The sequence below is a fragment of the Porphyromonas gingivalis ATCC 33277 genome, assembly GCF_000010505.1.
Classification (GTDB): Bacteria; Bacteroidota; Bacteroidia; order Bacteroidales; family Porphyromonadaceae; genus Porphyromonas; species Porphyromonas gingivalis.
Map to the genome: position 1 here is coordinate 737216 of NC_010729.1, position 25075 is coordinate 762290.

The 25075-nt window shown below is 49.6% G+C and carries 22 protein-coding genes, 1 tRNA gene and 1 riboswitch; of the genes, 4 read left to right on the forward strand and 19 right to left on the reverse strand.

Annotation, left to right across the window (positions count from 1 at the left end; all coding sequences use genetic code 11):
- The 3 genes from lpxK to PGN_RS12335 form a co-directional block, all read right to left on the reverse strand.
- The gene (gene lpxK, locus PGN_RS03235; protein ID WP_012457693.1) at positions 1-1074 is read right to left on the reverse strand and encodes a tetraacyldisaccharide 4'-kinase; all 1074 of its coding nucleotides are present in this window, start codon (positions 1072-1074) and stop codon (positions 1-3) included.
- Positions 1075-1103: 29 nt separating this feature from the next.
- Complete coding sequence (sppA, locus tag PGN_RS03240) at positions 1104-2891, reverse strand: signal peptide peptidase SppA (protein WP_012457694.1); 1788 nt, start codon at positions 2889-2891, stop codon at positions 1104-1106.
- Positions 2892-4216: 1325 nt separating this feature from the next.
- Positions 4217-4336: a DUF1661 domain-containing protein gene (locus tag PGN_RS12335; RefSeq protein ID WP_004585191.1), complete on the reverse strand. Its 120-nt coding sequence runs from the start codon at positions 4334-4336 to the stop codon at positions 4217-4219.
- On the opposite strand from PGN_RS12335, the gene PGN_RS11465 reads away from it, so the two are divergent.
- Complete coding sequence (locus tag PGN_RS11465) at positions 4308-4400, forward strand: DUF1661 domain-containing protein (protein WP_157761503.1); 93 nt, start codon at positions 4308-4310, stop codon at positions 4398-4400. The genes PGN_RS12335 and PGN_RS11465 overlap by 29 nt on opposite strands.
- A 143-nt stretch (positions 4401-4543) precedes the next feature.
- Here the strand turns inward: PGN_RS11465 and PGN_RS03250 are convergent, their stop codons facing one another.
- Genes PGN_RS03250 through PGN_RS03270 form a run of 5 tightly spaced genes read right to left on the reverse strand, consistent with a single transcriptional unit; the run spans position 4544 to position 11080 of the window.
- On the reverse strand, positions 4544-6664 hold the full coding sequence (locus tag PGN_RS03250; RefSeq protein ID WP_012457696.1) for a TonB-dependent hemoglobin/transferrin/lactoferrin family receptor: 2121 nt from the start codon (positions 6662-6664) through the stop codon (positions 4544-4546).
- A gap of 13 nt (positions 6665-6677) precedes the next feature.
- Complete coding sequence (locus tag PGN_RS03255) at positions 6678-7841, reverse strand: adenosylcobinamide amidohydrolase (protein ID WP_012457697.1); 1164 nt, start codon at positions 7839-7841, stop codon at positions 6678-6680.
- A 23-nt stretch (positions 7842-7864) separates the two neighbouring features.
- Positions 7865-8866: an ABC transporter ATP-binding protein gene (locus PGN_RS03260; protein WP_012457698.1), complete on the reverse strand. Its 1002-nt coding sequence runs from the start codon at positions 8864-8866 to the stop codon at positions 7865-7867.
- Positions 8867-8873: 7 nt separating this feature from the next.
- Positions 8874-9908, reverse strand: coding sequence for a FecCD family ABC transporter permease (locus PGN_RS03265; protein WP_012457699.1), 1035 nt, complete (start codon positions 9906-9908; stop codon positions 8874-8876).
- Positions 9905-11080, reverse strand: coding sequence for an ABC transporter substrate-binding protein (locus PGN_RS03270; RefSeq protein ID WP_012457700.1), 1176 nt, complete (start codon positions 11078-11080; stop codon positions 9905-9907). Before PGN_RS03270 ends, PGN_RS03265 begins: the two co-directional genes overlap by 4 nt.
- 146 nt (positions 11081-11226) lie before the next feature.
- Positions 11227-11407: riboswitch (cobalamin riboswitch) on the reverse strand.
- A 254-nt stretch (positions 11408-11661) separates the two neighbouring features.
- On the opposite strand from PGN_RS03270, the gene PGN_RS03280 reads away from it, so the two are divergent.
- Complete coding sequence (locus PGN_RS03280; RefSeq protein WP_012457701.1) at positions 11662-12246, forward strand: DUF3109 family protein; 585 nt, start codon at positions 11662-11664, stop codon at positions 12244-12246.
- A gap of 124 nt (positions 12247-12370) precedes the next feature.
- On the opposite strand, the gene PGN_RS03285 is transcribed toward PGN_RS03280, so the two are convergent.
- The 11 genes from PGN_RS03285 to PGN_RS03335 all read right to left on the reverse strand — a co-directional run bounded on the left by PGN_RS03285 (position 12371) and on the right by PGN_RS03335 (position 19478).
- A complete protein-coding gene (locus PGN_RS03285; protein ID WP_004585199.1) occupies positions 12371-12754 on the reverse strand; it encodes a DUF3276 family protein in 384 nt (127 codons plus the stop codon).
- Positions 12755-12860: 106 nt separating this feature from the next.
- Positions 12861-13412, reverse strand: coding sequence for an HD domain-containing protein (locus PGN_RS03290; protein WP_021678821.1), 552 nt, complete (start codon positions 13410-13412; stop codon positions 12861-12863).
- Positions 13413-13438: 26 nt separating this feature from the next.
- Positions 13439-13522, reverse strand: a tRNA-Leu gene (locus PGN_RS03295).
- A 166-nt stretch (positions 13523-13688) separates the two neighbouring features.
- A complete protein-coding gene (locus PGN_RS03300) occupies positions 13689-13991 on the reverse strand; it encodes a Dabb family protein (protein WP_012457703.1) in 303 nt (100 codons plus the stop codon).
- Between the two features lie 11 nt (positions 13992-14002).
- Positions 14003-15244, reverse strand: coding sequence for a protein-serine phosphatase SerB (gene serB, locus PGN_RS03305; RefSeq protein WP_004585202.1), 1242 nt, complete (start codon positions 15242-15244; stop codon positions 14003-14005).
- 58 nt (positions 15245-15302) lie between these two features.
- Entirely contained in the window at positions 15303-16475 is a 1173-nt protein-coding gene (locus tag PGN_RS03310; RefSeq protein WP_012457704.1) for a T9SS type A sorting domain-containing protein, read from the reverse strand.
- A 252-nt stretch (positions 16476-16727) separates the two neighbouring features.
- Positions 16728-16880, reverse strand: a complete 153-nt coding sequence (gene rpmH, locus PGN_RS03315) for a 50S ribosomal protein L34 (protein ID WP_004585205.1) — start codon at positions 16878-16880, stop codon at positions 16728-16730.
- A gap of 61 nt (positions 16881-16941) precedes the next feature.
- Entirely contained in the window at positions 16942-17541 is a 600-nt protein-coding gene (locus PGN_RS03320; RefSeq protein ID WP_012457705.1) for a Maf-like protein, read from the reverse strand.
- Between the two features lie 39 nt (positions 17542-17580).
- Positions 17581-18102, reverse strand: coding sequence for a KdsC family phosphatase (locus PGN_RS03325; protein WP_012457706.1), 522 nt, complete (start codon positions 18100-18102; stop codon positions 17581-17583).
- 16 nt (positions 18103-18118) lie between these two features.
- The gene (locus tag PGN_RS03330) at positions 18119-18931 is read right to left on the reverse strand and encodes a Rossmann-like and DUF2520 domain-containing protein (RefSeq protein ID WP_012457707.1); all 813 of its coding nucleotides are present in this window, start codon (positions 18929-18931) and stop codon (positions 18119-18121) included.
- Positions 18924-19478 (reverse strand): nitroreductase family protein, encoded by a 555-nt coding sequence (locus PGN_RS03335; RefSeq protein ID WP_004585209.1) that lies wholly within the window; start codon positions 19476-19478, stop codon positions 18924-18926. The genes PGN_RS03330 and PGN_RS03335 overlap by 8 nt, the downstream gene beginning before the upstream one ends.
- 730 nt (positions 19479-20208) lie before the next feature.
- Between PGN_RS03335 and PGN_RS03340 the strand changes: the two genes are divergently transcribed.
- Together PGN_RS03340 and PGN_RS03345 are read left to right on the forward strand one after the other, a co-directional pair.
- Complete coding sequence (locus PGN_RS03340; protein WP_039417297.1) at positions 20209-21615, forward strand: Gfo/Idh/MocA family protein; 1407 nt, start codon at positions 20209-20211, stop codon at positions 21613-21615.
- Between the two features lie 13 nt (positions 21616-21628).
- A complete protein-coding gene (locus tag PGN_RS03345) occupies positions 21629-25000 on the forward strand; it encodes a glycoside hydrolase family 2 TIM barrel-domain containing protein (protein WP_012457710.1) in 3372 nt (1123 codons plus the stop codon).
- Positions 25001-25075 lie beyond the last annotated feature (75 nt).

Below are 25075 nucleotides of genomic sequence, written 5' to 3' on the forward strand. Positions count from 1 at the left end.
TTATTTTTTGTGTTGAATGACTCCCAGTAGCCTATCGACAAATACTTTTTCCTGATCGAACATCAGTTTTACTTCCACCGGCAGGTAATAAAATCTTTCCTGCATCTCTTGCGGAAAAGAAGATTGTCGTAGGGCCAGTCGCATGGCATCTTTCTCGGTACATACCACTATGGCATTGGCGTCTTTCCGATGCAGTTCGTGCCAATCTTGGATGAGCAAACAGACCTCTCTGTCGGTAAACTCATGATGATCCGGATAGATGCGATCCGTTCCGGAGGGGAATCGGGTGCGTATTTCTCGGAAGAACAGTTTCGGACTTGCTATTCCGGCGATAGCCAGCGCAGAGCGTACTTCTGCCGAAGGAGACTGATCGGAAAACAAAGGCTTCAGTCCTTGTCCGTACATGAATTTGGAGAAGAACAGCTTCTGATGCGGGTATAAGGCCAAGTCGCGTTTGGCTGCTCTAAGATCTATGGGAGCAAGATCATCGGGGCATTTGGTCAGGATTACCATATCGGCACGCTGTATAGAGCCGGCAGGTTCTCTCAGACGACCGGCCGGAAGCAGATAGTCTTTGGTCAGAATACGGTTGTAGTCTGTGAGTACTATGTTCAGGTCTGCTTTCACCTTACGGTGTTGGAAGCCATCGTCCAGAACGATGAGCTGTGGCCTTTGCTCTTCTGCCAGATCGCATAGATAGCCGATGGCTCTGCTCCGGTCAGCATCTACGATGACGGTCAGGTCCGGATATTTTCGTTTGATCTGACGAGGTTCGTCTCCTATATCCCATGCAGTCGATCCTTCGGTTGCAACGATCATCCCTTTGGTTTTCCGCTTATAGCCGCGACTAACCACCGCTATGCGATAGCGTGGATGCAGGAGCCGAATCAGGTATTCTACGTGGGGTGTCTTACCGGTGCCGCCGATGGTGATATTGCCTACACAGACGATAGGGATGTCGAAAGAGTTCGAAATCAGGACGTTCTTGTCGAAGAGGTAGTTGCGCAACCTCACGCCCACCCCGTAGAGGGCGGAAAGCGGTTTGAGCCACTTGTTGATACGAGGCGCATCCATCTCTTCGGCAATTACGGTTGTCTCATTTATCAGTACGGCATGAAGTAATAGGGGAGACGTGCCTGTATGCCCGAAGGACGGGTCGGCATGGAGCGGAGTTCGCGCAGAACTTCTATTTCCGGATCGGAGAGAATGATACTCAGGATGGCAGACTTCATATCCGCTGCTGATGAGGAGAGCAGCTCTTCGAAGAAGTTGCGCTTGGTCTTGCCATACTCTATGCTGTAGTTGCCACCGAGCTGAGCCAGCTTCGCAGCCCGTTTGATAGCTGTGTCCAAACCTCCAAGCTCATCCACCAAACCGAGTGCAAGAGCTTTGTCGCCGAGCCATACACGGCCTTGAGCGATGCTGTCGATCTGCGCCTTGGTGCGGTTGCGGCCTTCCGATACGCGAGTGAGGAAGAGGTCGTAGCCCTGCTCTATGTAGCGTTGGATGAGAGCACGATCTTCGACCGTCATCGGAGCGAAGGTGTTGCCCAAGTCTGCATACTTGGATGTCTGTACGACGTCCATATTCACTCCTATCTTCTTGGCTACGCCCGCGAAGTTCGGGAACATGCCGAATATGCCGATGGAGCCGGTCAGAGTCGTATGCTCTGCCACGATACTGTTGGCTGCGCAGGCTATGTAGTATCCGCCCGAGGCTGCTACGTCGCCCATGGAGACCACGATAGGCTTTTTGGCCTTGAGATCGGCTACCTGCTTCCATATCTGTTCGGAAGTGAAAGCACTACCTCCCGGAGAATTGACACGAAGTACTACGGCTTTGATATCATCGTCATCGGCTGCTGCCTTGATTTCTTTGGCGAGTTCTTGTGTGATGGAGCTACCGTCAGTGTCGAACGGCTTCTTTATTATTTCTTCCGTTATTTCACCTTCGGCAAAGAGAACGGCGATCCGACTGCCTTTCGTTTTGTTCATCGGGCCATTGGCCAGAACCTGAGAAAGCGAAACGAACCGAAGCTCATCTTTCTCTCCGCGTTGGGACATCTTTTTGAGTTCTTTCTCCACATCGGTACGGTAAGCCAGCTCATCCACGAGCTTCATCTCCACCGCTTTCTCAGCAAGACCGAACATTTCGCCTTTGTCGGCAAACATTTTCACGGAATCCATTGCCGTCTTGCGCGACTCTGCAATATCGGATGTGATCTTGTCCCAAAGCCCGTTTATGTATGTGGTGATTTGTTCGCGATTGGCATCGCTCATCCCGTTGAGCATGAATGGCTCTACGGCTGCCTTGTAGGTGCCTACCTTGAAGATCTCCATCTTCACGCCGAATTTGTCGAGGGCATCTTTGTAGAACATTGTTTGGGTCGCAATCCCGATAAGCCCCAACATTCCTTTCGGATTGAGGTAGAGTTTGTCTGCAATACTGGCGAGGTAGTAACCCTTTTGGGTGTATCTGTCGGCATAGGATACGACGAACTTGCCCGACATCTTGAAATCCTGCAACGCGCGACGCAATTCCTCTGCCGATGCCATACCGACGGAAAGGTTGTCCAGATCGAGGAAGATACCGGTTATGTTGGGATTATTTTTGGCTTGGCCGATGGCTTCGACTGCCTGTGAGAGCGATACGGACTCGTCTTTGCCTGTGAGCATGCTCCAGGGATTGGCCGATACGATCTCAGGGAAAGAAGAATTGTCTATATGTAGGATGGAGTTTGCTTCGATCTTCGGAATGGTTCCTCCCGTTGCCTTGGAGGCAATACCGGCTACGATGCCGAAAAAGATAAATAGAAAGATACAGAACAAGATGATTCCTGCCGTTATAACCCCGAGGATCGAGGCGAAAAACATTTTGAAAAATTCTTTCATTTCAGATTTGCTATTTGTTTCTGTGCTTTATTGTTTTTAATGTCACTATTGCAAAGGTAAGTATTTAATTTACAGTGTTGCACGGGTTTTGCTTGCCAACCTCTGTCATTTTCGGCATGCAGGAACAAAGAAAGAGTTACCTGCTAAAATATTCCGACTCATTTTCAAGCAGCCTTTTTCTTGATGATCGATTGTCCATTGTCGTAGAAAGAAGAACTTGAATGATCAAGTAGAGACGGCGATCGAATTTTGATTCTTGCTTTTGAATAAAGAAGATGAATAAAACCTGATTCATACAGGGGATGAAGTATTTCATCGCATTTCGTTTGATGAGTGTCGAGTTGAGAGAATTGATTTTACAGACCGAGACTTTTGCACAATAACCTCCCCCCTCATATCGATCAAGACAGATACATGCATTGATTTGACGAAGAAAGGAGAGCTTCATGCGATCTCTCTGCAAACCTCAAGTAATCTGAAAAACACTTAAGAATCAGCTCTGCGGCAAAAGACTTCAATGAAAGTCCTATAAAATAGTTGCAAACAGCTGATAGTTAGCGCATTGATGGGAGCAGAATCAGCTGACAATCGCGTCCTGCATCGTGCAGGGAGCAAGAATCAGCTGACAATCGCGTCCTGCATCGTGCAGGAAGCAAGAATCAGCTGACAATCGCGTCCTGCATCGTGCAGGAAGCAAGAATCAGCTGACAATCGCGTCCTGCATCGTGCAGGAAGCAAGAATCAGCTGACAATCGCGTCCTGCATCGTGCAGGGAGCAAGAATCAGCTGACAATCGCGTCCTGCATCGTGCAGGAAGCAAGAATCAGCTGACAATTGTGTCCTGCATCGTGCAGGAAGCAAGAATCAGCTGACAATCGCGTCCTGCATCGTGCAGGGAGCAAGAATCAGCTGACAATCGCGTCCTGCATCGTGCAGGGAGCAAGAATCAGCTGACAATCGCGTCCTGCATCGTGCAGGAAGCAAGAATCAGCTGACAATCGCGTCCTGCATCGTGCAGGAAGCAAGAATCAGCTGACAATCACGTCCTGCATCGTGCAGGAAGCAAGAATCAGTTGACAATCGCGTCCTGCATCGTGCAGGAAGCAAGAATCAGCTGACAATCGCGTCCTGCATCGTGCAGGAAGCAAGAAACAGCCGACAATCATTCCTTATTTCTCGCCTATCGGCACAAGCATTGATTTGACGAGGAAAGGAGTACTTCTCTAATGGAAACTTGATGAAATTTCTGTTTGCTTGCTGTGTCCATATACCGGAGGTTTGACCTTTCCCGAAGACACTAAGAATCTGCTCTGCAGCAAAAGAGCTCAATGAAAATCCCCTGCAACAGTCTCAGACCATAATTCGCTGATTTTACGAACGTGTTTCTTGAAAAAAACGCGCGACTTTTTTCCCGTTTTGGTTCGGAAATTTTTTGCTTCTCGCACCAAAATCAAATTTTTCTCGCGCCATGTTTTTCAGTGTGTGAAACAGCGATTTTCACGAGCGTAAAGGGCGATGTCAAGAGGAGTTCGGAAGGATGTACAAATCAGAAAGCGGATACCCGCTCTCGATATGAGAGGAATATCCGCTTTGCTCTGTGAGGATTATGCAGGGAGACCGGCTCCTTTTATATCTGCTCTCGGGAAAGAGAATTAGAAGTTGACCATAACCTTACCCATGATGTTACGTCCGGGCATGTGGTAGCCGTCTTTCTCCGTATAAAGCTCATCCAGGATGTTGTTCAAATTCACACCGAAGGTGAGATACTTGTTCATGTGGTAGTAAGCAGAGGCATTGAACACCATTGCTTGCGGATGACGGAGCAGTCCCTGAGCAGCCAATTCAGGCTCTTCTGCTGCAAGCAGTTGCTGGAGTTCGGGGCGAACTTCGGGGTAGTAAGCGTACCAGTTTTGCTCGATCCTGCGTCCCATGAAGCGACCGTTGAGCATCACTTCAAGTCCTTCTTTGCCACGATATTCGATACCGAAGGTGATGTTCTGCTTGCGAACGTAGTACATTTCGCTCCAAGGGGCATCGGTCTGGCTTTTCTTCATCTCGGAATTGAGCATGATCGTGGCATTCGCAAATGCGCGGAGAGAGAACTTGTTGGCAAAGAGGCTGCCGAAGTCATAAGACAAAAGGGCCTCGATACCGCTCATACGAGCCTTGTCGGCATTGATGTATGTGGTGATATTATTAGCATAGTCAGGGCTGGACAAGATCAGATCTTTGTGGTCGGTGTGGAAATAGGTTACGTCGGCATGGATCCCGCAGCGTGCATTGCTGTATCCGATACCGAAGTCCCAGGTCATGGACTTTTCGGGTTTCAGGTCAGGATTGCCTATGGTCGTGCCGAACGGGCCTACGTATTGGCCTGCTTTTTGGAAAGCATCGGGAGCAGTGAATGCACTACCGAATGTACCATGAGCTGTAAGGCCTTTCACAAACTCATATTTGATTCCGACATTCGGATTGATTACGTTATGAGTTTCCTGTTTGGCTTCATTGTTGAGATACTCGTTCGCTTTCAGGTCAAAGAACATGAAGTCGGCACGTGCACCGGCAGAGATCGATAGAGCATCGTTCAGCAGGTAGAAATTGGCCTGTCCGAACAAACCGATATTGTTAGTGGCATATCCGGGGTTGTATGGCTTTGTATTCACTCCTGCCTGCTCGAATCTTTCTGACTCCATCGTCATGTTTCGGCTGTCGACACCGAGTACGATGTTTTGTCCTCCAAAGGAAATTTTGTCCTGAAGCAGGGCACCATAGGTGTAGTAGTCGCTTTTGTAGTTGATGAAACCGGTGGGATCGGCATTGTTATAGTTCTCCGATTTCTCTATGTTGAAGTAGGGGGAGAATTGAAGCGTGTGGCAGCCTTGTTTGCCGAGCAGCTCGAAAGATGTCGAAGAACGATTCAGATTTTTCTTGGATTCTCCGTAAACGCCCCATATAGATCCTCCTACGGGAATCGCATCTCCGAGGAATACGTTCTGATACAGATTCAGCGACCATTCGGGCGTGAAGTCGATACCGAAACGCAGACGTCCCGTTGCTACAGTATAGTCGCTCCCCTTCATTTTCTTGTTTTTGGTAGCATTTACATCTACTATAGCTTCTTCCAGTTTGCTCAGGGATAGGAAATTGTTTGATCCGGTCTTATAGTCCTTGTTCTGCTTGTCCAAGCCCAGACTAAGATCGAATGAGAAAATATCCTCGAAGCGGCCGCCCAAGTTGAATGATCCGGCCATGGTCTGGTAGCTACCGCCGAAGAGAGAAACGTTGCCATGGATCTTGTCCTTGGATTTGTGGGTGATGATGTTCACCACACCGCCCATGGCATTGGTGCCGTAGATGGAAGAGAACGGGCCTTTGAGGATCTCGATTTGTTCGATGTTGCTCGTGTTGAGCGTAGAGATATTGTCCGTTCCCGCAGGGATGCCGTTTACCAATACGGTTACATACTTGCCGGAGGGCTTGAAACCGCGGATACCGATGTTCGAACTAAAGCCCGGGTATTGTATGACATCGAGCGAACTTTGCGTCTTGAGGATGTCGGTCATGTTGTTAAAGCCGGACTGCTTGATGTTGCGCGATGGGATGAGTTCCATCTTGGCCGGTATCTTTTTCAGAGGTACGGCCGTGCGTGTAGAATAGACCGTGACGGTCTGAAGATTGTGTACTCGTAGCGAATCTGTCGGGACATTGTCCGTCTTGGCAAAAGCCTGCGCTGAAATACCAATCGATAGTAGCGCGAAGAAAAACTTTTTCATAATTATTGATATGTTAAAGTGATGAATGAATAATTCTGTTGTGGAGTATTCTTGCAAGGGTATGGAGGCAGAGGGACAGCACTTGACGATATGCCGGCGCATCTTGTCCACATACAATGTCCTTTCTGTTTGCCTTCTCGGAGATACCTTCCTCCGAAAGTATCGTATGCAATATGTTTTCGGCTGTGCAGGTCATGCTCTTGTCCGAGATGATTTGCCAGCGGTTTTGGTCGCACAAATGAGCTATGGCAGCCACTGCGGCTACCAGACGGTTGTCTCGATCGATACCGCCGATTCCTGCTTCTACAACCTCTTTTTTCAGATGTGGATACAGCCGCAGGCATTCGGAGACGATCGCTTCTCTCGTTATTCCGTAGCGTTTGGTCTGCCATTCGATCGAAGCCTGACGTGTAGGGGTCATCTTTGTCTGTCGGGATAAGGCTTCCGTAATAGCCTCTTTCACGCTTTGGCCTATCATTTCGCCCAAAAGCACGTGTTTGCCACTATTCTGAAGCACTATCTCCGACTCCTTATTACAGATGGCTATCAGCGAATCCGTTCCTGAGCCGGTGGCCAAATCTTCGGAATACATGCTGTTTGCCATCAGTTCCTGTAGGGCTGCCGATTTCGCTTCGGTGGCGGTGACGAGGGCGCGTGTCAGTGTTCCTGCATCCAATGAGGCATCGATGAATAGGAATACGTTGATGGTACCCGGCTTAATCAGGTCGGTTTGGGTAAATTCGTTGTATGCTGCGGGTTCTCCTGCGCGTCCCCCATTTACATCTATGCCTGCCGTGGCAACCGCCATGACCGTTACTCCGTGGTATTGGCGGGAGGAGGTTGCCGTATTTTCGATCAGGGCAGCAGTACCCATGCCCGTTGTTTTGTCAAGAGGCAGACCCAATTCTTCCGCTAAGGCAGCGTAGTGTTCGGTCATGGTCTTTCCTCGCATCCCTACAGAGCGTTTGGCTATTACATCGGGATCCCTCCCGCAACTGTTGTTGAAGGCGTAGCGGAGGTCTTCTCGGTAGCCGCCGTTGAGATTGCAGGTGCTCACGACTCCTCTGCGTCCTGCGAAGCGAACGATCATACTTTCTTTCAAGTGGTAAAGAGGATCGCCCATAGGACTAAAAAACAGAGGCGTTTCTTTGTCGAAATCTATCGTAGGGTTTTGCATATAATTGTTTGTTTCACAAGCATTCATTCGTGGTGAGCGTGCAGCGTTTGTAGCAAGGAGCCGATGGAGTCGAAGCTTTTCGAGGAATCGCCCTCCTGCAGAATCCAGCAGCCCTCTCCCACGGTGATTTTGCGGTCGGAGGCATCTGCGGATTCCACATAACCATTCCGGTGCAAAGCGCTCAGTGTCCATTTGTAAGCAGCACCCTGTCCTTCTACAGAAACAGGTGTAGCCGTTTTATGTTTGACGGAGAAGGCTCCGCTGTCTATATTGAAGGAAAGAGTTTCGTTGCCGAATACTTTTTCAAAACAGTGGTTCAGTACCAAATCCTCCGGTGCCCCACGACAAATCTCCCCTTGGCTGTTCATCAGCCATACCGTGTCCGCCCATTGCAGGGCCAGATCCATTTCGTGGGTAGAAACGAGGATACTCTTGTTCGTTTTGCGTGCCAATTCGCGCAGCATGATGATCACCTCCAGACGGCTTGGCAGATCGAGGTGTGCCGTAGGTTCGTCAAGAAGCATCACGGGAGTCTGTTGGGCTAAAGCGCGGGCTATCATTACACGCTGTTTTTCTCCATCGCTTAGTTCCCCGTATTGGCGCGACTCGAATCCCATCAGTCGGCATGCTATGAGCGATTCATTCACAATCTCCTTGTCCTTTGCGGTCAGGCTACCCCGATAATTGACGTAGGGATAGCGTCCGATGACGACAATATCCCGAACAGTCAGATTCGTCGCTGCTATTTTGTCGGTCAGTACCAGACTGAGCATCTTGGCTTTCTCTCTCATGCGGAGACCGTGTATGTCGCGTCCTGCAATGGTGATATTCCCCGAAATAGGCGGCAGTAATCCTGCGATGGTGTGCATGAGCGTGGATTTGCCGCAGCCGTTCGGACCCATCAGCATTACCAGTTCGCCATTAAGCATGGAAAGGTCGATTAGCTTCGATACGATGCGCTCCGTTTTCTTGCTTCGGTATCCGGTAGATAGTCCCGTCAGGGTCACATTGTCGGTATGGATCATCGCCTGTTCAGTTGAAGATTAAACGCTTTTTGCGGTTGCGAGCGATCGTCATGATTACTACGGGAGCACCAATCATCGAGGTGATGGCGTTGATCGGCAGTACAAAGCCTTTGCCCGGTACCTGCGTGATCATGTCGCACACGAGCATCAGCAGAGCACCGCACAGCATGGTGCCGGGGAGCAGTATGCGGTAGTCCGAACTTTTGAGTAGGATGCGTGAGAAGTGAGGTACGGCTATCCCCAAAAAGGCAATAGGGCCTGTAAAAGCCGTAATCGTTCCGGTAATGATACTCGTGATGCCGATCAGAATAATTCGCTCTCGCTCCACGTGGATACCTACGCTACGAGCATAGTTCTCTCCTATGTTGAGCGCATTCATATACTTGGGCATCAGCATGGACAGGAAGAGACCGCCCGAAACGATGGGGATCATCAGGGATAGCTGTCGCCATGTCGTGCCGGCCACGCTGCCGAAAGACCAGATCAGATACCCTTTGAGCATTTCATTGTCGGAAAAGAACTGGAGAATGGATATAAACGAACTGGCCAAAAAGCCGACCATCACTCCGACGATCAGCACCGAGACCATATCTCTGAGCCACGCTGCTACAGCCGAGATGAGCAGAAGTACCAGCATGGAACCTATGCAGGCTGCCGTAGCTACGCCCCATGTGTCGGCCGTGCCGGAGTACAGACTGAGACCGGGTATGATGGTGAATGACATGATGTACAGGGCTACTCCAAGACCGGCTCCGCTATTGATCCCCAAAATAGAGGTGTCAGCCAGAGGATTGCGGAAGAGACTCTGCATTTGCAGACCTGCGATGGATATGCCGGCACCGGCAAAGAGAGCGGTCAGAGCCTTCGGCAGACGGAAATTGCGAATGACATAGTCATTGGTTGTTTGCATTTCCGATCCGTTGGTCAGAGCTTGCAGCACGTCGGCCGGCGATATATCCAGACTGCCCCATATGAGGTCGGCCACGAAAGCCACGGCAGTCAGTAAAAGAAGTGTGCCGAATATGAATGATGATCGCTTCATGGCCTCTTCAGTTCTATCCAGTATGAAGTCTTGTACTCGGGTAGCAGCTCCGGCCGAGTGATCTTGATGATGTCTTTGAGCAAAAGATCGGGACGATACAGCCCGCTCTCCCAGTAGTCATTGCCCCCATTCTCGTTCACGCGCTTGCGATCGATGTAAACCTTACCGGTTTGGGTGGCATCGAAATGTCGGTAGCGTTCGTTCAAAGCGAGAAATTCATCCATTGTCTTGATGTTTCCCATCATCGTACATATCCAAATTTCGGCATGACGATGGCGACTGAAAATATACTCGAAACTGCACGGCTGGCTACTGACTTTGCCGGCTGCATAGTCGAAAGATACTCGTGCATCTCTGAACATGGCTGTACTGTAGCTGTACTCTCCGGGCAGGTACCAAGTCCCATTATAGTCCTGCCCATACATGATGGCAATGGTATCGGTCTTTTCTGCCACCAATTTGCGAGCCTCCGCATACTCCGATTCTATCTGTTCGAAAACCTCATGAGCACGACGATTGCAGCCGAGAAGCATCGCCGTTAGCTTCATCCATTCGGCACGACCGAGTAGATCCCGCTCTTTCCATTCGTTGTATAAAACGGTGTTGATGCCCGAAGCGATCAGCTCTTCGTCCTTGTCCGATACGTGGAATAAATCCTGCAGGAGGATCTCCGGGCGGAGTCCGGCTATCTGCTCTATATTTTTGGTCATGCCCGTGCCGATCTCTTGTACATACCCTTTCTTTATGCGATTGCGGATGTCAGCATTGCAAATGTTTTTCAGGTTGATGCAACCCACCAGTTTGTCTGTCTGATCGAGTAGGGGGAGCGAGCCTATTTGCGTCGTGGACAGACAGGCTATAGTGCGTGCCGGTACGGGGATATAGAGGGCCTTGGGATGTCTTGCCACAGGACGCTTGCTGTCACGAGGATAAAGGATATAGACGGCCATCGTGTCGGGCTTGTCCGGATGGAATACATAGACGGTTTTGTAGCCGGTATGATTGACGGTCTGTATGCTTTTGGCATATTCGAATCTGACAGGGAAATTAAAATCGGCCGTATCTATCGACACCGTTTCCACTTCGGTGCCTTTCCCACGTGAAGAACCATTACAGGAGTATAAGGCAAAGGCGATAAACGCATAGAAGAGCCATTCGAACCTCTTAGGCATAGCTGAATCGTTAGACTGATCCGAGACGAACAAAACAGATTCGCAGACTATGCCGTACCCTTGCGGAAGCAAGTGCCCGACGTGAATCAATCCTCTTCGGCCCGAAAGAATTAATACCATAAGATGCCGGCCAAAATCTTTGGCAACATCTTTTAGATATGTGCGGCAGGTCTTCCGACTCGGCCTAAATCGCTACGCCTTCCCACATCGATATGCAGTGGCATCGTTCTGTAGCGACAGGTACGACCATACGGCTACGGGGATAGTTTTGGCTTTGCACCAAATTCTCTTTTAATCATTCGACTGACCTCTCGATAAATGAAGAGAGGCCATTTCATGAACCGCACATATCCGAACCGGCTTTCAGAGAGTAAGATATACGGTGAAGTATATGGCTTGTTGCTCAATGAAATCCAATCTGTTACAAATATACTGACAGACAGTGATTCTACCAAAGCATCCATTCCATATTTTCCGGCTGTGAGTGCAGCACAATGAACTAAGTCCTGTTAGAGGTCGAAGCCGGATATTGGAGCGGATTTTAGTAGTTTTGCGCTCCGTTAGAAATACTGAATATAAGGATGTTTCAGATCCAAGAAACGATCGTCAGCCCTGACCTCTTCGACAAGTATTTTGTCTGCGATTATGCTACGTGTCAGGGGATTTGCTGCGTGGAAGGAGAAAGCGGTGCTCCTCTCGAAGCGGGTGAAGCCGATTTGCTGCGCAAGTATCTCGATGCCGTGCGCGATATGCTTTCGCCCGAAGCCCTCGAAGTGATCGATAAGCAGGGCGTAAGCTATTTGGATGTGGAAGGAGACGAAGTCACCAGCATTGTAAACGGACGGGACTGCGTTTTCACCACGTACGACGAAAAAGGGAATTGCCTCTGCGCCTTCGAACGTGCATACCGTTTGGGTAAGATCGACTTCCCAAAACCGCTCAGTTGTCATTTATACCCCGTCCGTTTGACTCGTTACAGTAGCTTTACGGCCGTCAATTACCATCGTTGGGAGATTTGCCGGTGTGCGGAGGCTTTAGGTCGTCAGACGGGAACTCCTCTGTATAGATTCCTAAAAGAGCCTCTCATACGGGCATTCGGTAAGGAATGGTATAAAGAAATGGAAGAAATAGCCGCTCTATTGGAGCAAAATCCGCTGAAACGATAAGCCGACCAATAGGTAATAGGTCGAACGGAATATCGAGTATACAGTTCTAAAATTGATTGCAAAGAAAAAAGCAACGCTTTTTGGGGAGGAGAGTCCCCTTGGAGAGGAGGAAATGGGAGGAAGATCAAAAATCGAAATCTATTTTCAGCGGTTCATCCTCCTCCAAAATAGAATCGGAGGACTCTGCTAAACCCTCCACTCCCGTTGTCATATCGGAAAGACTCTGCTCCAATTCAGACAAACCGATCGCCTGTTCGCATCCGGATACTCCGCTCCTCTTTTCGAAAGACTGTAGCACGTCCAAAAAGGCTTCTGTGAATTTGGCAAAATCTTCACGATAGAGGAAAACCTTATGCCGCGTCATTGCAGAACCTTCTTCGGCACTGTTACTTTCCGTTATCACCAGATAGTCATTTCCTTTAGAATCGCGTTTGGCATCAATGTAGTAGAAACGTTTACCGGCTTTGACGCACCGCGAATAGAGAGCAAAAGGTAATTTGTCGGTCATCGATCCATTGATTATGAGGCTTCTGTACTATTTCAAAAAGCAGATTTTCTGCAGGAAGAGAGTCCTTTAGATTATCCGGGCCACCCTCCTGATATTCCTCTGACTTTTATCCTAATGGGATTTTGAATAAGGCGTGCATCTCGTCGAAACGGTGGAGGCTATCGGCTCCATAGGAGAGCATACTGCGCCTGACGTCTTCCAGCTTTTTCTGACGATGGAGTTTTGTCTTGGAGAAAAACTTATCGGCATAACAAACAATCTTCTCCTCAATACTCTGAGGGGTATAAATACCCGGAGGAAGTGCAATCTGTCTGGCTGCAATGTCTTCCGAAGTCAATCCTGAACCCGTATGGCGTTCGCAAACCAGTGCATGGCGCGGATAACCCTCTTTGCGCAGGATATTGGCTCCCATATATCCATGCAGGATATAGGGTTCTTTCCCAAAACAGGCAATACTCTCGGCATCGGTCAAGAATATGCCGATGTCGTGCAGCATGGCAGCTTCTTCGACGAAGAGACGATCCGCCTGAAGCTCGGGATGGATTTCGACGATACGAAGAGCCAAGGCCGCCACATCGCGACTATGCTCTACTAAAATATGGTATTGGTTGGTTCCCTCAGTGTAGTACTTATTGATGATGCTGATCGGATTCATCATTTAGGGAAAGAGAGTTAGACGGGAAGTGCCCGGAGCCGGGATCGAACCGGCACGAATTTGCATTCATTGGTGTTTGAGACCAACGCGTCTACCAATTCCGCCATCCGGGCAATTGTCTTTTCGAATACGGCGCAAAGGTAGAAAAATAATTCAATCCGCAAATACTTCTTGATAAAACGAGGTCTATGGGTCAAAAAGATGGAGCAGTATCGAAGAGAGAAAGTCTCTCTTCGATGCTGCCCCGATTGCTTTATTATCTTTTCTATCCGAAAAAAATTAGATCTCGAAGTCTATACACGCCCGACCGGCTTTATATGGAGCTATCAATTCTCGAACGACGGTCATATGAGCAGGATGCTCGGCATAGGCTTTGACATCGGCGAGGCTATTGAGGTCTGCTTCCAACATTAAGTCGTATTCTTCGGAAGGATTCATATTGAGGCAAACGCTCATGCTTCTCAGGGGTTCTATTACCTGTACAAGGGCTTCCAGAGCATCCTTGATGCGGTGCAGGTGTTTCATTTTGGCTTCTGCAGAGTCAAAACCTGCCAACTTGAACATAACGATATGTTTAATCATAGAGCGGGAAGCTATAATTTTTCCGTAAGCAATTCATCGTCTATATGCGAATCTTTATATCCGAGGAAATACAGGACCCCGTCAAGACCGACTGTGGAAAGGCTCTGCTGAGCTGTGGCCTTTACCTTCGGTTTCGCGTTGAATGCAATACCGAGACCCGCAAGTCCAATCATAGGTAGGTCATTGGCACCATCGCCTACGGCAACAGTCTGCATGAGGTCTATCTTCTCTACCTGAGCAATGAGCTTGAGCAGTTCGGCTTTGCGTCGTCCATCCACCACCTCACCGACATATCGGCCCGTGAGCTTACCGTCTTTTACTTCCAATTCATTGGCATAGACATAGTCGATTCCGAACTTCTTGGCTAGATAGTTGCCGAAGTACATGAATCCCCCCGAGAGGATAGCGATCTTGAAGCCTACCATCTTGAGGATCTTCATTAGCCGCTCCACACCTTCGGTAATAGGAAGACTTTCGGCAATCTCCTGCATCACAGATACATCAAGTCCTTTCAGCAGAGCCACTCGCTGGCGGAAGCTTTCGGTAAAGTCGATTTCGCCTCTCATGGCACTTTCAGTAATGGCTTTTACCCGATCGCCTACTCCGGCTCTGATAGCCAGTTCGTCTATGACCTCTGTCTGAATCAGGGTAGAGTCCATATCGAAGCAAATGAGACGACGCATGCGACGGAACATGCTCTCCCGCTGGAACGAAATATCCATATTGAGCTGAGAAGCCATTTCCATAAAGTTGCGCTGCAGCTTCTCTATATCCGTAGGAGTCCCACGCATGGAAAATTCTACACTCGCTTTGGGCGAGCGATCCGTTTCATTGAGCGGAATACGTCCCGTCAATCGTTTAATATCATCGATATTCAATCCTTGCTCAGCACTGGATCGGGCAATTCCTGCAATCATCTCAGCCGTGATCTTCCGAGCCACTACGGTGATGATGTATCGGTTTCGCCCCTGCATTCCCACCCATTCGCTATAGGCTTCTTCCGTGATGGGTTCGAATCTGACAGTCACATCCAACTCATAGCTTTTGAACAAAAGGTCTTTCAGGATCGATCCCGAATGACTTTCGTCTGTCTGGAAAAGTATTCCGAGCGAGAGGTTATTATGGATATCGGCTTGGCCGATATCCAGAATGAATGCGTTATGTTTAGCCAGAATGGCTGTTAATTCGGCAGTAACACCCGGCTTATCTACTCCGTGGATATTAGCCAAAATGAGTTTTCGTGTTGTACTCATAGATACGAGTGTTTTTGTCGGATGAATAATAGTGTGTGTTCGACCACCCTATCCGGCCTTATCTGAGCGATACTTTTGCACGTATGGTTTTGCTGTTTGCAGCAGTTATTTCTGCGATGTAAGTGCCTCTCGGAAGAGATGCAACTCCGATAATGGCCAAATCGCCTGTCAATTCGGTAGCTCTGATGAGCTTCCCGTTCATGTCGAATAGCGAAAGGCGAAGCAGTTGCGAACCTTCTATACGCAGAAAATCCGCGGCAGGACGAGGATAAATCTTGATCGATTCGTTCACGGCAACATCGGTCAGTGCATTGCCCTGCATATCGGTATAGAAGTAGTTGTAATCGCATACCTCTGACAAGCCTTCTCCGGAGTTATTGAAATACGTTTGCTTCGTACGCATATGCTTCATAAAATTGGGAAGAAGAGGACGGAAGAACTCCTCATGCGTGGGGAACAATACAGACGACAGAGGGATAGTGGTGTTGTATTCGAAGTTGTTGGCAAGGGCGAGGGTGCCGAATTCGTCTTGTTCCCAACGAATACAATTATGCTTATTGTCGTATGTATAACGGTGAGTAAACATTTCTACCCACTTGTTTTGAAGAGGAAGAAATACACTGTCACGAAGCAGTACAGCATCATTATTGGCATCAAACTCATATACCATTCTACCCGTTTCGATCAATTCGGCCGATGGGTTTTGTTGAGTCATGATATCTATTCTGGCAATCTTTCCATTCAGATAGTTAAGCGTATGGCTTTCAAAATAGCCATCGCTCATCTCTGTCGTAATCTCAAAAGGCATATCGCTACCACAGAGATAGTGATAGCTAACTTTCTTTATTGGCGTTTCGTCTGTCGGCGACTTGCGAAATTCTCGAAGGACCAGCTTAGAACCGTCGTATACATACTTCTCCGCTTGTTTTAATTCAAGGTTATTGTCAAAATAGCGCACCTGAACCAACCTGTCGTCTTCATAGAAAAGCGAATCGATGCTTGTAATTGCACCTCCTGTGGTCGTTTGTATTTTAGTGGGTATCGTTTCTTCTTTATAGAAGTAATCGAATATCTGACGAGAATCCGGGACACTGATCTTGTCCAGTCGATAACGGGCATTTCTTGTGATGCGAGTGTGTACATCCACTTGAGGGATTCGGGGTGACTGAGCAGACACGTTTCCTACGGCTACGAGTCCTGCTAAAAGGAGAAAGGGGAGTAATCGTTTCATTTGTTAGTTATAGTTTTTATTTTTTCCGAGCAAATATAATGATTCCACAAACAAACTCCTCTCGATTCGTTTGTGGATGCGAAGATTTCGTAAGACGACAGAGAGAAGAGTAAAAATAAAAAAGCCGTACTCGGTCTCTCGACCACGAGTACAGCCTCTTATTGATGAATGATTTTCTCTTTATCCTCTCAGGCAAACCGTTCGGAGAAGTCTCCAAATACCGGAGAGCAAAAGTCGCAGGACACGAAAGTATTAGCCTACGAATTCGTCAGAAACGGTCAGTTTGGCACGGCCTTTTGCACGGCGAGCGGCCAATACACGACGGCCATTTGCCGTTGCCATACGAGAGCGAAAGCCATGCTTGTTCAGTCTCTTACGGTTAGAGGGTTGATATGTTCTTTTCATTGCTCTTATATTGTTTTGTTAGTTATCTTTCTCTGCACTTCGGGGTGCAAATATAGAGACTTTAATTTGATTCGCCAAAGTCTTTCAGTTCATTATAGAGCAAATGAACGGGTAGTCCCATGACATTGTAGAACGAACCCTCCACTCGCTGAATGGCGATGTAGCCTATCCATTCCTGTATGCCGTACGAACCGGCTTTGTCATAGGGACGATAGCGTTCGAGGTAATAATCGATCTCCTCATCGCTCAGATGCGCAAAGGTTACCAGACTGGAACACGAGAAAGCCCTTGTCTCCCACCGGTGGCTAATGCACACACCGGTCACCACCTGATGCGTACGCCCGCTTAACGTACGTAGCATCCGAGCGGCCTCTTCCCTGTCTTGCGGTTTGCCGAGAATGGCACCATCAACGATAACTACCGTATCGGCCGTAATCAACAAAGTACTGTCCTGCATCATACCTTTCGATCGATAAGCCTCGGCTTTCATTCGAGCAAGATAGAGCGGCACCTTCTCCGGATCAAGACCGGCAGGATAATCTTCGGCGATGTCCGGCATGGCCTTTTGTTCGAATCGAATATCAAGACCGGAGAGGAGTTCTTTTCTTCGAGGTGATTGCGATCCGAGTACGATCTTGTATTTCTTCAGATTGTCCAGCATAAAACAACAAGATTTTTCGATCAAAGAGACTTCCGTCCGCTACCATCCGAATCCATTCCCCTGTGCCCAGCAGCCTTGTGCTTTCAGCGTTTGCTCGATGACATCGCGGACGACGCCCTCTCCTCCCCGGCAGTGCGATATGTATTTGGCCACCTGTTTGATCTCCGGCACTGCATCCGCCGGGGCAACGGGCAAAGCCACCCTCTGCATCACCGGCAGATCGGGTATATCGTCCCCTATATAAACTATCTCTTCGGCTTTCAACCCGGTCTCCCGCAGGAGGTGTTCGAGCTGCTCCACCTTGTTGGACGAACGCATATAGACATGTTTGATGCCGAGATATTCTGCCCGTTTGGCTATGGCCGGACTGTATCCGCCTGTGATGATGGCCAGCAAGAAGCCTTGCTTGACGGCATATTGCATGGCATAACCGTCTTTTACATTCATCGTTCGCATAGGCTGGCCTTCGGCATCCATAGCCGAAACGGTATGGCTGATCACTCCGTCCACATCGAAGACGAATCCCCGTATGGACTTCAGGTCGAATGGAATACTACTCATGAGATTAAAATGGGGTTTATTGTTCTTTCGGTCCGTACATCTTCCGAATGCTATCGCTAAGTATCCGATAGATCTCCTGCCAATCCGGATATGGGTTGAGCAGGCCGAGATGTTTTTGCAGAGTGTTTGTATCGTCTCTTTTGGCCGGTCCGGTCTGAGCTTCGGTGGCGGACATTTCCTGCACTTTGGCCGCAGTCTCTGCGATAAGAGGAGCCAGAGAGCGTGGCGGCAGACCATGTGCGGCCAGCATTTGCTCACTCAAGGCATAGAGATGATTCGTGAAATTGCAGGCAAAGACAGCAGCCAAGTGCAGATAGAGTCGCTGCTCCGATGTACAGCGGAGAACGTTCCTGCTAATAAGATGAGCGACGGATTCCAGTAGTCGTACCACGGATTCGTCGTTACCTTCTATATATATAGGTATGGAAGAATAGTCCACACGACGTTCGCGGCTGAATGTCTGAAGAGGATAGAAGACCCCGATCTGCCCATGATAAGGGCGAAGGGTATCCATCGGCATACTGCCAGCCGTATGTGCCCATATTCCCGATGTGGGCGGAAGGGTAGCAGCTACGGATTCGAGAGCATGGTCGCTCACTGCAAGGAGATAAAGATCTGCATCGCAGAGTAGCTCCTCTGTCCGATCGGTAGCGGTTGCTCCCGGCAGCATGGAAGCCAACCGTTCGGCATGCTCGGCATTCCTGCTCCATACCTGAACGGGCGGATTGCCGGCTTCGGACAAGGCCAGAGCCGTTTGGGTAGCCAGATTTCCACTGCCGACAAGCACTATGCGCACGAAAGTATCGGGCAGTCCTACAGGATCAATCATGCGACACACTCTCCCAATCGGGATATTCGCCTATAAAAACGTTCTCCCACTTCAATTCCGATGCAGGGCGCGGATCCCTGTGCTCGGCTTTGTGTCCGATAGCGATGATGCACAGGACTTCCAACTGATAGGGAATATTCAGCGTATTGCGCACATACTGAGTAGCCTCCTGCCCATTCGGTGTAAGCGATCCGAAGACCTGACACCAGCAACTGCCCAGCCCCAGATCCTCCGCCTGCAGTTGGATGTAGGTAGCGGCTATCGCAGCATCCTCGTGCCAACGCTCGGAAAACATGGGCGATCCCAGTACCACTACAGCCAAGGCAGCATCTGCCAAAAAACGGGAGCCATGCTGCTTCATCAGGCTTAGCACTTGCAGCTTATCACGGTCTTCCACCAGTATATACCGGGTCTGTTGCCTGTTCCTGCCGGACGGAGCGCGCAGTGCCGCTGTCATCAGAGCCTGCACGTCCTCGGGCAAAAGCTGCTCTTCGGAGAATTGTCGGATAGAGCGGCGATTTTCTATTAACTCTGCAAATGATTTCATATAGACAAAGATACACAAATAGCCCTCTTGGCTGTCTTTTCATCTACACGAGAAATAGCAGCAAGGCAGTATGCCGGTCTTCCTCCTGCAGTACGCCCGATCAAACCCGATGGACTCCACTCTTAAAAGGACTCGATCACAAACAAGAAAAAGTCCATTTATGATCCCCAAAAAATGTGGCGCGAGAAAATTTCACTTTTGGAGTCCTTTGAAAAAAATTATTGACAATCCCTCATTTTTTCAGAGGTCTATATCGGTTTTACTCGTCGCCGTTCGATTGTTTTCTTTCCGGCCGGGAAAAGTTTCCCCGACAGCCGACAAAAATAATTTTTCCGGCCGGAAAATCTATATCCAAAGGTTTCGGATATATATCCAAAGCCTTTGGATACATATACGAAAGCTTCGTTTATATATCCGAAACCTTTGAATAAAGAATTGGATTATGGCTTTTCAACTTTTCCGTACTGCAGAAAAAACTTTTTCCGGCCGGGAACGATTATTTCTTTTATTGCTGTGACCTGGCCGTGGATACTACCTCCTCCCACAAACGAGTGTTCCGGTAAAGTATCCGCCTCCGCAAAGGCATCAGTGCAGCACCGAATCCTTTCGCATCTGTGCATAAACCTGCCGGGCAAACACCCTTTCGAGTATGCATACAGAGGTGCAGGAATATGGTTTGTCGTTGCGGTGGGTTAGATTTATCTTTGCCGCAAAAGAAATCCTTATAAATATGGTGTACAAAGTTTTTTTGTCGCTCTGCATAGGTTTAGCCCTGAGTGCAAGCGCAGCTCTTCATGCCCAGAAAGCAGTATCCGGACATGCCTCCATCCAAGTAGAAACGCCTGCTCGCTCATCGGGGCAGAAGCACGTTTTGCAGTTAGTAACACCCAAACTGGAAACGGTGCGTATCGGGATCATCGGTCTCGGTATGCGTGGGCCGGGTGCAGTGGAACGATTCACCAAAATCCCCGGTACGCAGATCGTTGCGCTGTGCGATGTGCTCCCCGAACGTGTGGAAAAAACCCAAGAGATCCTCGTCAAGGCAGGACTACCCGAAGCGGCAGCATACTCCGGCAGTGAGGATACTTGGAAGAAACTATGCGAACGCAAGGACATCGACCTCGTATATATTGTCACAGACTGGAAAACCCACGCCGAAATGGGCGTATATGCGATGGAGCACGGCAAGCATGCCGCCATCGAAGTGCCGGCAGCCATGACGCTGGAAGAGATATGGAAGCTCATCGACACTTCGGAGCGCACACGTAAACACTGTATCCAACTCGAAAACTGCGTATACGACTTTTTCGAGCTGACCACGCTGAATATGGCTCATCAGGGTGTATTCGGCGAGATCCTGCATGCAGAAGGTGCCTATATCCACAACCTCGAAGACTTCTGGCCCTACTACTGGAACAATTGGCGTCTGGACTACAACCGCAAACATCGTGGCGACGTATATGCCACACATGGTATGGGGCCGGCATGCCAGTTGCTCGACATCCATCGCGGCGACCGCATGAAGACCATCGTAGCCATGGACACAAAAGCTGTGAACGGGCCTGCATACATCAAGAATAAGACCGGAGAGGTGGTGGCCGACTTCCAAAACGGCGACCAGACGACTTCGCTCATCCGCACGGAAAAGGGCAAGACCCTGCTCATCCAGCACAATGTAATGACACCCCGCCCCTATAGCCGCAAGTACCAAGCCGTAGGTACCGACGGATTTGCCGACAAGTATCCTCTAGAGATGTACTGCCTTCGCCCCGCGCAGGTGGACTCTGACATTGCACCCGATCACGAAAAGCTCAATGCTCACGGCCCCGTATCGGAGGAAGTGAAGAAGGCTTTGATGGAAAAATACAAACACCCCATCCATCGCGAGCTGGAAGAGACGGCGAAGAAAGTAGGAGGACACGGCGGCATGGATTACATCATGGATTACCGTCTCATCTATTGCCTCCGCAATGGCCTGCCCCTCGATATGGATGTGTACGATCTGGCCGAATGGTGTTGTCTGGCGGAGCTAAGCCGCATCTCCATCGAAAACGGCTCTGCCCCTGTAGCCATCCCCGATTTCACACGTGGCAATTGGGATAAAGTAAAGGGCTATCGACACGCAATGGCAGAGTAAGGACAATCGGAGTATGAGGAATTTCCTATTGACACTTGCGGTAACTTTGACTGCCGCAAGTGTCGTTTTCAGTGCAGAGGCACAGGTCACAGAGTCGGGGCTTCCATATTGGAAGGATATTCGTACGGTAAGCGTAAACAAAGAACCGGCGCGTTCGTCCTTTATGACCTATGCCGACCGAAGCGAAGCTCTCACCGGCAAGTATGAGAAGAGTTCGTACTACCGTCTTCTGAACGGCACGTGGCGATTCTTTTATGCCGAGAGCGAGGCACATCTGCCTGCCGGCATAACGGATAGCTCGGCAAATACAGAGGGATGGCACGACATCCAAGTCCCCGGCAACTGGGAGATACAGGGGCACGGTGTGGCCATCTATACCAATCACGGATACGAGTTTCAGCCTCGCAATCCGCAGCCGCCCAAACTGCCGGAAGCCAACCCCGTAGGTGTGTATCGGCGCGAGATAGAAGTACCCACGGACTGGATGGAGCGCGATATCTACCTCCATATAGCCGGAGCCAAGTCCGGACTCTATGTCTATATCAACGGACACGAAGCGGGCTACAGCGAAGACTCCAAGAATCCGGCCGAATTCCTCATCAATCCCTATGTCCATGCCGGAAAAAACACGCTCACGCTCAAGATCTATCGTTGGAGTACCGGCTCGTATCTGGAATGTCAGGACTTCTGGCGCATCAGTGGGATCGAACGCGATGTATTCCTCTATGCACAACCCAAGGCGGCAGTGAAGGATTTCAGCATCAAATCCACACTCGACGATAGCTACCGCAATGGTATATTCTCCCTGAAAGCCGACTTACGCAACCGCCGTGACGAAGCCTCCGAGCTATCTCTGACATACGAATTGCTCGATGCCGAAGGAAAGACCATCGCCACCGAAACCCGTTCGACTCTCATAGCTGCCGGCGGAGAGCATACCCTCTCTTTCGAAGCACAGCCGAGTGCGGTACATACATGGACGTCGGAGCATCCCTATCTCTATAAGCTCTTGATGACGGTACGAGAGAAAGGGAAAGTCACCGAGGTAATACCGTCCCGTGTGGGTTTCCGCAGGATCGAAATCAAACCGATAGAGGAAAAAGCGGCCAACGGTATGCCCTACGTATGCTTCTTTGTCAATGGACAGCCCATCAAGCTGAAAGGGGTGAATATGCACGAACATAATCCCGCCACCGGTCATTACGTGCCGGAAGAGCTGATGCGTCGGGATTTGGAGCTGATGAAGCAGCACAATCTGAATGCCGTCCGGCTGGCACACTACCCGCAAGATCGCCGTTTCTACGAGCTATGCGACGAATACGGACTCTACGTGTACGACGAGGCCAATATCGAAAGTCACGGCATGTACTACAACCTGCGCCGTGGGGGTACCTTGGGCAATAATCCGGAGTGGCTGAAGCCTCATATGGATCGTATAGCGAATATGTTCGAACGCAACAAAAACCATCCGTGCGTTACGATCTGGTCGCTCGGCAATGAAGCAGGCAACGGGTACAACTTCTATCAGGCCTATCTTTGGCTGAAAGAGGCCGATCGCGATCTGATGGCGCGCCCGGTGAACTACGAACGTGCCCAATGGGAGTGGAATACGGATATGTATGTACCCCAATATCCCGATGCGAAATGGTTGGAAGGTATTGGACGGGCCGGTAGCGACCGCCCTGTGATCCCTTCGGAATACGCTCACGCCATGGGCAATTCGACCGGCAACCTATGGGGGCAGTGGCAGGCTATCTACAAGTACCCCAATCTGCAAGGCGGCTTCATCTGGGACTGGGTGGATCAAGGTATCCTCCGTACAGATGATAAAGGAAAGTCCTATTGGGCTTATGGAGGAGACTTCGGAGTGGATGCACCGAGTGACGGCAACTTCCTTTGCAACGGACTGGTCAATCCCGACCGCACGCCTCACCCTGCCATGCAGGAGGTGAAGTATGTGCATCAAAACGTCGGCTTCGAAGCAGTGGATGCCGCCAAGGGACATTTCCGTATCACGAATCGGTTCTACTTCACCAACCTCAAGAAATACCGCCTGCGCTATACGGTTTCGGCTAATGGCAAAGCATTGCAAAGCAAGGTCATCGGCTTAGATCTCGATCCTCAGACTTCATCGGACATTATTGTACCCGTAGACAGGCTGAGGCCGACTGCCGGTCTGGAATACTTCGTTGACTTCAGCGTACAGACTCTACAGGCAGAGCCGCTGATTCCTATAGGGTATGAGATTGCTCACGATCAATTCCGACTTCCGATCGATGCAGAGAGAACTGCCTATCGTGCAACAGGCCCTACATTGCACACGAGCACGGAAGGAGATGAATTGAAGGTCGTTTCGTCGAAAGTCGATTTCGTTTTCAACAAAAAGAGCGGATTGGTTACCTCTTATCGGGTGGACGGTCGAGAGTTTTTCAAAGACAGATTCGGCATACAGCCCAATTTCTGGCGTGCTCCCACCGATAACGACTACGGCAATGGTGCTCCAAAACGCTTGCAGATATGGAAGGAATCGAGCCGTGATTTCCAAGTAGTCGAAGCAGGATTGTCCAACGAAGGGAATACCGTCCTACTCAAAGCTACCTATCTGCTTGCCGCCGGCAACCTCTACGGCTTGACCTATAAAATATATCCCGATGGTGTGGTGAATGTGAAGGTGCAATTCTCTTCGACAGATATGGAGACCGACGAATACGAATGGTCCGAAGCTGCCCGAACCGCTACATTCTCCCCCGGCAGAGAAGCTCTGCGCAAGGAAGCTTCTATCCTCGAAGTGCCTCGTATAGGTGTACGCTTCCGCCTTCCTGCGGACTTGAATGATTTGCGATACTTCGGAAGAGGGCCGGATGAGAACTATATCGACCGCAACTACGGGGCGACTGTCGGTCTGTACACCACTGCTGCCGATAAGATGTACTACAACTATGTGCGTCCGCAAGAGAACGGGCATCGTACCGATACGCGTTGGCTGATGCTGCACGGACGAGGCTTGGGCTTGGGCATAGTAGCCGACGAAACGATCGGCTTCAATGCTCTTCGGCAAGCTGTCGAGGACTTCGACTCAGAAGAAGCCAAGCACAGACCCTACCAGTGGAACAACTATTCACAGACCGAGATACAAAACCGAGATGAGAGCAAAGCTCGCAACGTCCTCCGTCGGCAGCATCATGTCAATGATGTGCCTGTGCGCGACTTCGTAGAGGTGTGCGTGGATATGAAACAACAAGGAGTAGGAGGATACGATAGCTGGTCGGCTCTTCCCGAACCTCAGCACCGCCTACCGTCCAATCGGGAATACAGTTGGAGCTTTACCCTTCTTCCGGTACGATCAGTCGGCCAAATGGCCACTGCCACCCGATACGCCTACTAAGCACAAGGCGATAGAAATGGCAAAGACCATGAGGTGCCAACGACACTCATATATCTTATACGGATAAAATACAGT

Coding starts and splice junctions, on each gene's coding strand:
- lpxK (WP_012457693.1), bottom strand. CDS start 1,074: ATGGATGCGCCTCGTATCAACAAGTGGCTCAAACCGCTTTCCGCCCTC.
- sppA (WP_012457694.1), bottom strand. CDS start 2,891: ATGAAAGAATTTTTCAAAATGTTTTTCGCCTCGATCCTCGGGGTTATA.
- PGN_RS03250 (WP_012457696.1), bottom strand. CDS start 6,664: ATGAAAAAGTTTTTCTTCGCGCTACTATCGATTGGTATTTCAGCGCAG.
- PGN_RS03255 (WP_012457697.1), bottom strand. CDS start 7,841: ATGCAAAACCCTACGATAGATTTCGACAAAGAAACGCCTCTGTTTTTT.
- PGN_RS03260 (WP_012457698.1), bottom strand. CDS start 8,866: ATGATCCATACCGACAATGTGACCCTGACGGGACTATCTACCGGATAC.
- PGN_RS03265 (WP_012457699.1), bottom strand. CDS start 9,908: ATGAAGCGATCATCATTCATATTCGGCACACTTCTTTTACTGACTGCC.
- PGN_RS03270 (WP_012457700.1), bottom strand. CDS start 11,080: ATGCCTAAGAGGTTCGAATGGCTCTTCTATGCGTTTATCGCCTTTGCC.
- PGN_RS03280 (WP_012457701.1), top strand. CDS start 11,662: ATGTTTCAGATCCAAGAAACGATCGTCAGCCCTGACCTCTTCGACAAG.
- PGN_RS03285 (WP_004585199.1), bottom strand. CDS start 12,754: ATGACCGACAAATTACCTTTTGCTCTCTATTCGCGGTGCGTCAAAGCC.
- PGN_RS03290 (WP_021678821.1), bottom strand. CDS start 13,412: ATGATGAATCCGATCAGCATCATCAATAAGTACTACACTGAGGGAACC.
- PGN_RS03300 (WP_012457703.1), bottom strand. CDS start 13,991: ATGATTAAACATATCGTTATGTTCAAGTTGGCAGGTTTTGACTCTGCA.
- serB (WP_004585202.1), bottom strand. CDS start 15,244: ATGAGTACAACACGAAAACTCATTTTGGCTAATATCCACGGAGTAGAT.
- PGN_RS03310 (WP_012457704.1), bottom strand. CDS start 16,475: ATGAAACGATTACTCCCCTTTCTCCTTTTAGCAGGACTCGTAGCCGTA.
- rpmH (WP_004585205.1), bottom strand. CDS start 16,880: ATGAAAAGAACATATCAACCCTCTAACCGTAAGAGACTGAACAAGCAT.
- PGN_RS03320 (WP_012457705.1), bottom strand. CDS start 17,541: ATGCTGGACAATCTGAAGAAATACAAGATCGTACTCGGATCGCAATCA.
- PGN_RS03325 (WP_012457706.1), bottom strand. CDS start 18,102: ATGAGTAGTATTCCATTCGACCTGAAGTCCATACGGGGATTCGTCTTC.
- PGN_RS03330 (WP_012457707.1), bottom strand. CDS start 18,931: ATGATTGATCCTGTAGGACTGCCCGATACTTTCGTGCGCATAGTGCTT.
- PGN_RS03335 (WP_004585209.1), bottom strand. CDS start 19,478: ATGAAATCATTTGCAGAGTTAATAGAAAATCGCCGCTCTATCCGACAA.
- PGN_RS03340 (WP_039417297.1), top strand. CDS start 20,209: ATGGTGTACAAAGTTTTTTTGTCGCTCTGCATAGGTTTAGCCCTGAGT.
- PGN_RS03345 (WP_012457710.1), top strand. CDS start 21,629: ATGAGGAATTTCCTATTGACACTTGCGGTAACTTTGACTGCCGCAAGT.